Source organism: Acinetobacter sp. YH12208, from assembly GCF_013418055.1.
Lineage (GTDB): Bacteria > Pseudomonadota > Gammaproteobacteria > Pseudomonadales > Moraxellaceae > Acinetobacter > Acinetobacter pseudolwoffii.
The window spans coordinates 1-5,988 of the sequence record NZ_VPCT01000034.1 but is presented as its reverse complement, the minus strand read 5'-3'; the positions used below and the strand labels follow the sequence as shown (position 1 = coordinate 5,988).

Genomic DNA, 5,988 nt, shown 5'->3' with positions numbered 1-5,988 from the left:
TAAGCTATACATGTATATCAAGTGACCATTGGGATAGCTTTGTTACGACCTTTAAAGAATGCAAACAGTTGATTGGTAAATTTTTCACTGTGGGTATAGAAGGCAATAATTGTCGATTACGGCATCGAATCAGGCGAGGCTTTAGGAGAAGCTGCAACTTCTCCAAAAAGCTTGAAAATCATTTCAAAGCCTTTGATTTAGTGTTCTTTTATATCAATAATGGATTCGTTTAATGCCAGCATACTTTTTGAAACACCACCTGATTTTGTAAGCTTTGCTACTCCAGAGATTCTTAATAAATTTCCAGCCGATCTCATCAATTTCGTGCAAAAGGAAACACCTAAGACATTAGCGGACATATACCCTGAAGAAGCCGTGTTCTTATCAGCTATCAAAAAATTTATAAGACCTTTTAAAGAACAGTATAAAAAATTGGCTGATAAGAACAGGGAAATTAAGGAGCACAATACAGTTGCTCATAAAATTTATATAAAAATTAAAAATAAGGAAGCAACTCTGCAAAAGCCAACAGAGTCAAAGCCTAAAGAATCTAGTCCAAAGACTACTGAAAATAGTGCTGTCCCAGTAGAGATGAAGCAGGGAGCCATTCAGAAAAATATGGCTCCACAAGAAAAGCCAATTACTGTAATTAAGAAGCGAAAATTTGCTTTAAACAAGGATAAGTAACTTGTAATTTAAAATTATAAACAAAAACCCCTCTAAGTCTTGCAACTTAGAGGGGTTTTCCAGTAAATTCAGCGGTACGCAGTTATTTGATGCTAGAACATCAAGTAACGAAGATCATAAGGTTTGACGACCGTTATGATTTCACCAAAAGGCTTGTACCTGAATTCTATTTTCACAATAAACAGTGTTTATATCAAGCCTCAAAATGATAAGTCTTCGTTAATTCGTGTTTTAAATCGTCAAATAAGTATCCTAGATCGAGCTTTGCCCGCTTCTGCGTGTCCGTTTTACGGTCGGCATGCAGTACGTGTGGTAGGAATAAGTGTCACTGGCGTATTGTAGCTATGGTCGAAAGGCTAAACCGCTTACAGGGGAACTTCACATAGGCGGAGCGTTGGGAGTAGTTACATAGGACTTGTTAAGTTGTAAGTTGGGGAAACCCTCGCAGAGATACAGGCAATGTAACGACAGGGAGCGCGTGGAGCGAAGTGCAAGACTTTGAGTCCTTGTCTGCATAGTCAGCAAAGCTATGTGCGGATACGACCGATATACGTGGCTCCGAAGCCAAATATATACAGGTAAATCGGCAATACTTAGGGGATAGGTTATTTTTTAAAATGACCGCCCTTAGGGTGAGTATTGCCGAAACTCTCTCAACCGTTCACCAAAGCCAAAGCACGAAGTGCGACGCTTTGGGGTAGAGTTGAGAGAGTTGAGAGCATTTAGTTAGTTAGTTTTGGAGATAGAGAGTGTGTTTACTCAATCTCTCATAATGCTTAGGCTATTTACCCAAACTAAATATTATGTGTTGTGTATAGTTTTACTGAACGAGTTACTGTATATTAAAACTATACAAAGGATGATTTTTTGTGATTGTAGATTTTAATCATAAAGGACTGGAACGATTTTTTAAAACCAGTTCTACAGCAGGTATTCAGTCTGTTCATTCAACAAAGTTAAAAAGACAATTAACTGCTTTGAATGAAGCGCAAAGCATTGATGAAATGAATTTCCCTGGGTGGAAGCTTCATCCTTTGAAGGGTAAATTAAAAGATCACTGGGCAATTACTGTCAATGCTAATTGGCGTCTGACTTTTATTTTTAAAGATGGCAATGCGTATATCGTGGACTATCAGGACTATCATTGAGGTGAACATGATGATGAATAATCCAGCTCATGCAGGCGAGTTAATTTCTGAATGGTTAGATGGTTTAAAAGAAGAAGGACAAGCGATTACAATTACAGAACTTGCTGAACGCATTCAAATAACACGTCCATTACTTTCTAGAATTATTAATGGCAAAGCGCCTGTAACGGCAGATGTAGCTTTACGTTTACATGATGCTTTAGGTATCAGTGCAGACTTGTTAATGCGTGTTCAATCTAAGCACTCACTTTGGATTGAATCACAAAAACAGCGTCCAAAGATTCAACCATTTTTTATTAGTTGTTAAATTAAAATATGAAATAGAGATATTAACTGTGTTTTTTTCAAAGAAAGATAAAGAAATTGAAGTAGTGCATGGAAATCCTTCTAGAAGTTTTCCTAGTAATTATGAATTAAGGAAAAAAGTTTTCATTAATGCTTACAGCCGAGGATATTATTCAGATATTAAAAATTTTGAGCTAATTCAGATTGATGAGAATTATAAAGTAAGATATGTTGAAAAAATAAAGTTTTTAGCATTTATATATGATCATCCTAGACAGTCAGTGTCGGTAGATAGTACTCATTTTTATTATATTAATGACCAAGATAATTATATTTATTCAGAGCTAATTGGAAACAGTTTTAAGAGTTATACATTTAAAAGTCAAAAAGGATGGTTAGCTCATTTATTTCTATCTGGTATTGAAAATGAAGTCATAGATAAGCTTAATAAGTATTTAAAAACTAACTATCAATATGATGATGAATTGATTAAAGATCAGGATTTTATAGATAGAATATCATTACCATTAAAGGAATTTGTAAATATTCCATCTGTAAAGTCTGAATTAAAGCTACATTTTGGACGTTCTAATATTGGTGAAGCACTACTAGCTGGTTATGAAATGGAAATTATTAATTTACTTGATAACAATGAAAGATATTCAGCTAGTATTTCATGGAATCTTATTGATTTTTTTAATGATTAATTCTTGATTTTCACTAAAATCAACATAATGTACTTTACAAAAATTTCTATTATTAAACTTCAATATCTTTAAAATCCCAACTTATCAGAGTTGGGATTTTTTTCATGATTTTAATTATTTAAATTAAAGAATATATTGAAATATAAATTTTAAGTCTTTTTACGTTGATTTAAAGTTTCTTGTCCGAGTTCTTTCCAAATCTGCCACTTCATATCATTTGGGTCGATTTCAGCAGTTTTAAGCAGAACTCCAAGTAATTCTGCTGGGTCCCGTTGACCTAGATTTGCAATCTCAAAAAGTGCACCTAATTGAATAAGGTGCCGTGTACGAGCTTTACGTTCAGCTTCCTTTTCAGCATTCAATAATTTTCTAACCACTACCTTTTGTTTATTCGCTCGATCTATGGCTTTTTCTGCTTTGATCAAGGCATTCAGTTTTTTCTCTTGGTCAGGGGTACGGTATTGGATTTGAGCTAATTCTAATAAAAGCTTTTGTGCATCACTGGGATTCTTTAAAGCAGAAATATAGGTAATTTTTTCAGACAGCCAATCATTATTCATATTCAATTCCTCAAGTAAGATACCGCAAAAGTACAGGCTCAATTCTCAAAGAACGATAACAAAATAATTACGTCCAATGTCCGCAATTTTGTTAAAGTTCGTCCTAGAGAAGTTCGCCTGTACTTCCATCAAAAATTTGATGGCGCGCTTAGACGTTTCTCAATTTCATTGAGAAACCTAAGCACGTTAGGGACTTCATCCCTAAAACCCTGAAACTTCTTTTTTTCGTTCAATTGAAAATTGAATGAAAAAAAGAAGTACCAAAGCTAGGAGCAACAACATGCAACTAAAACAGGTATTGGGAAAGATCAAAGATATTATTTTTGGCGTGATCGCAGCACCGCTACTCATCCTCATTATGGTGCTTGCTTCGATACTCGATCAAAGAGCGTTTAAGAAGGAACGCAACCGAAAAAAGGAACAGGATAAAACCTAATGGCGATTGCTCGTTTAAGTGTCAAAGTCGGTAAGGCAGGAAAGGCAGCACCGCATGCCGAATATATAGATCGGGATGAAGAAAAAAAGAAAAAAGAGGAACAGGCTAAAACTGACCTTGAACATAGTGACTATGGAAACATGCCGAAATGGGCAGAACATAATCCGATTAACTTTTGGCAGGCAGCCGACCTTTATGAGCGCAAAAATGGTAGTACCTACCGAGAATATGAAATTGCCCTGCCTAGAGAGATGAATGCCGAGCAACGCCTAGAACTGGTTGAGGACTTCATTCAGTCTGAAATTGGCTCAAAATATCCGTATCAGTTTGCGATTCATAACCCTAAAGCAATGGACGGCAACGATCAGCCTCACGTTCACCTCATGTTTAATGAACGTCTACAAGATGGAATCGAGCGAGATCCAGAGCAATATTTTAAACGCTATAACAGCAAGAATCCTGAACGTGGCGGAGCTAAAAAAGACAATACAGGCAAGAGTTACCAGGAACGAAAAACCGATATTAAAGACCTACGCCAAAGATGGGCAGATTTATGCAACAGCCATTTAGAAAAACATCAAATTGACAGCCGTATTGATATGCGAAGCTACAAAGAGCAAGGCATAGAGAAAGAACCTGAGAAAAAACTGCTACCAAGCCAAGCGAAGAATCCTGAAATCAGGGAAGCCCTGCAACAGTCACGAACAGTCCATAAAGAGCTTGAACGACTTGATTTAGGCGACCCGAAAAAAGACCTGAAAGACCTTAAAGACAGTCCAATTTCAGACAAAGAAATTAAACAGGGTATTGAAAGCTTTAAGGCTGATTTTGATACCTTCAAACAGCTTGCTTTGAAACAGTACAAAGAACAGCAGAAATTAGAACGAGAGCAACAGAAAACCATGAGTTATAAGGGGATGAGTCGATGACACCTGATGAAAAAAAGCTATATGCACTGATGGCAGTTGCAGAACAACAGCAAAACTTAGTTAATCAGGCCGTTAAAGAGCTTCAAATCACCGAGGAACGCATTCAGAAGGTCATCGCAGGGCAAACCCATCATACTGTATCAAAATCGCTAAATACGGGCTTACAGGAGGGTACAGCGGAACTTATTAAGACTGCCAAAGCACTTGGACATTTAAAAAATTCGATTGAATCAACCAGTGATCAATTTTCATGGAAGTTAATTACCATTTTCTTAGGTATTTTTTCAGTTCTCATACTGACTATGACGTGGCTATTTGCATCTTATATTAAGCCTTTAGAGAATATTCCAAAGATCGAGAGTTTAAGGCAGCAAGGTATTCAGTTTGATATTCAAAGTTGTGCCGTTGGAGAAGAGTCCAAGCCTTGCGTCCGAGTGATGAAAGAGCAGTGTGGCTATGGGAAGTATGGGGATTTATGCGTTATTGACCCCAAATAGCTAAATCTAAAAATGAAAGCTCTAAGCACTCATTTATAGTTTTTATTATGTTTTAAAATTAGTGGAAGTTAAGGAAATTATTATGTTAAAGCAATCAAGTTTAGAAAGAACAGAGTTTAAGGAAGAAGAACTTGCGCCCATTAAAAAGCTTGATTTGAATGATTTGAAAGTTCCTATGCCTAAAAACCTTGATCAGTTACTGATTTGGACATCCGAACTTGCTCAATATAATTATGCTCAATTCCTTGACCAATCCGAACAGCTAAAACTTGTTGATGAAGACAACCTGGAAGAACAGGCGGAAATCAGTCAGAAGCTTAGGTTCTATAGAGGTAATGCGCTTATAGAAAACCAAATCAAAGATTTCTATTTGAAAAAGTTACTTGATCAAGGGGAGGCAACAGTTAAAGGTTATATTAAAAGTCCGACTAAGAAAAATACCCGATATGCTGTAATTTCTTATCATGACTATGATTTTGGGTGGTGTTTCAAAAAGTATGCTGGCATTAAACGAATCCATTATTGATATAAAAGAACGCTAAATCAAAGGCTTTGTAATGATTTTCAAGCTTTTTGGAGAAGTTGCAGCTTCTCCTAAAGCCTCGCCTGATCCGATGCCGTAATCGACAATTATTGCCTTCTATACCCACAGTGAAAAATTTACCAATCAACTGTTTGCATTCTTTAAAGGTCGTAACAAAGCTATCCCAATGGTCACTTGATATACATGTATAGCTTA

9 protein-coding genes and 2 pseudogenes are annotated in these 5,988 nt (G+C 36.2%); 9 read left to right on the top strand and 2 right to left on the bottom strand.

Features of this window, described 5'->3' with window-relative positions; translation table 11 throughout:
• From FTU95_RS14530 to FTU95_RS14510, 5 genes and pseudogenes are all read left to right on the top strand, one after another.
• Nucleotides 1-233: IS1 family transposase (locus FTU95_RS14530; protein ID WP_257218538.1), on the top strand; the 233-nt coding region annotated here is incomplete at its 5' end.
• Nucleotides 234-261: 28 nt separating this feature from the next.
• Nucleotides 262-687, top strand: a pseudogene (locus tag FTU95_RS14525) (hypothetical protein); the annotation flags it as partial.
• 869 nt (nt 688-1,556) lie between these two features.
• The gene (locus FTU95_RS14520) at nt 1,557-1,835 is read left to right on the top strand and encodes a type II toxin-antitoxin system RelE/ParE family toxin (protein ID WP_163167899.1); all 279 of its coding nucleotides are present in this window, start codon (nt 1,557-1,559) and stop codon (nt 1,833-1,835) included.
• Nucleotides 1,836-1,842: 7 nt separating this feature from the next.
• Nucleotides 1,843-2,142, top strand: a complete 300-nt coding sequence (locus FTU95_RS14515; RefSeq protein WP_218944685.1) for a HigA family addiction module antitoxin — start codon at nt 1,843-1,845, stop codon at nt 2,140-2,142.
• 28 nt (nt 2,143-2,170) lie between these two features.
• On the top strand, nt 2,171-2,827 hold the full coding sequence (locus tag FTU95_RS14510; RefSeq protein ID WP_163167897.1) for a hypothetical protein: 657 nt from the start codon (nt 2,171-2,173) through the stop codon (nt 2,825-2,827).
• Between the two features lie 149 nt (nt 2,828-2,976).
• Here the strand turns inward: FTU95_RS14510 and FTU95_RS14505 are convergent, their stop codons facing one another.
• Entirely contained in the window at nt 2,977-3,387 is a 411-nt protein-coding gene (locus FTU95_RS14505; protein WP_163167895.1) for a conjugal transfer protein TraD, read from the bottom strand.
• Between the two features lie 280 nt (nt 3,388-3,667).
• Here FTU95_RS14505 and FTU95_RS14500 point away from each other — a divergent pair, with 280 nt between their 5' ends.
• From FTU95_RS14500 to FTU95_RS14485, 4 genes and pseudogenes are all read left to right on the top strand, one after another.
• Nucleotides 3,668-3,823 carry a hypothetical protein gene (locus FTU95_RS14500; protein ID WP_171521753.1) on the top strand — a complete coding sequence of 52 codons (156 nt, stop codon included), beginning with the start codon at nt 3,668-3,670 and terminating at the stop codon, nt 3,821-3,823.
• Complete coding sequence (locus tag FTU95_RS14495; protein ID WP_163167893.1) at nt 3,823-4,752, top strand: MobA/MobL family protein; 930 nt, start codon at nt 3,823-3,825, stop codon at nt 4,750-4,752. The genes FTU95_RS14500 and FTU95_RS14495 overlap by 1 nt, the downstream gene beginning before the upstream one ends.
• Nucleotides 4,749-5,249: a hypothetical protein gene (locus FTU95_RS14490; protein WP_163167891.1), complete on the top strand. Its 501-nt coding sequence runs from the start codon at nt 4,749-4,751 to the stop codon at nt 5,247-5,249. The genes FTU95_RS14495 and FTU95_RS14490 overlap by 4 nt, the downstream gene beginning before the upstream one ends.
• Before the next feature lie 82 nt (nt 5,250-5,331).
• A pseudogene (locus tag FTU95_RS14485) lies at nt 5,332-5,727 on the top strand (hypothetical protein); the annotation flags it as partial.
• 28 nt (nt 5,728-5,755) lie between these two features.
• On the opposite strand, the gene FTU95_RS14480 reads toward FTU95_RS14485, so the two are convergent.
• On the bottom strand, nt 5,756-5,988 hold a 233-nt coding region (locus FTU95_RS14480), incomplete at its 5' end, for an IS1 family transposase (RefSeq protein ID WP_257218539.1).

Excerpts from the sequence above, each read along its gene's own strand:
- FTU95_RS14515 (WP_218944685.1), top strand. The coding sequence starts at position 1,843 with ATGATGATGAATAATCCAGCTCATGCAGGCGAGTTAATTTCTGAATGG.
- FTU95_RS14505 (WP_163167895.1), bottom strand. The coding sequence starts at position 3,387 with ATGAATAATGATTGGCTGTCTGAAAAAATTACCTATATTTCTGCTTTA.
- FTU95_RS14500 (WP_171521753.1), top strand. The coding sequence starts at position 3,668 with ATGCAACTAAAACAGGTATTGGGAAAGATCAAAGATATTATTTTTGGC.
- FTU95_RS14495 (WP_163167893.1), top strand. The coding sequence starts at position 3,823 with ATGGCGATTGCTCGTTTAAGTGTCAAAGTCGGTAAGGCAGGAAAGGCA.
- FTU95_RS14490 (WP_163167891.1), top strand. The coding sequence starts at position 4,749 with ATGACACCTGATGAAAAAAAGCTATATGCACTGATGGCAGTTGCAGAA.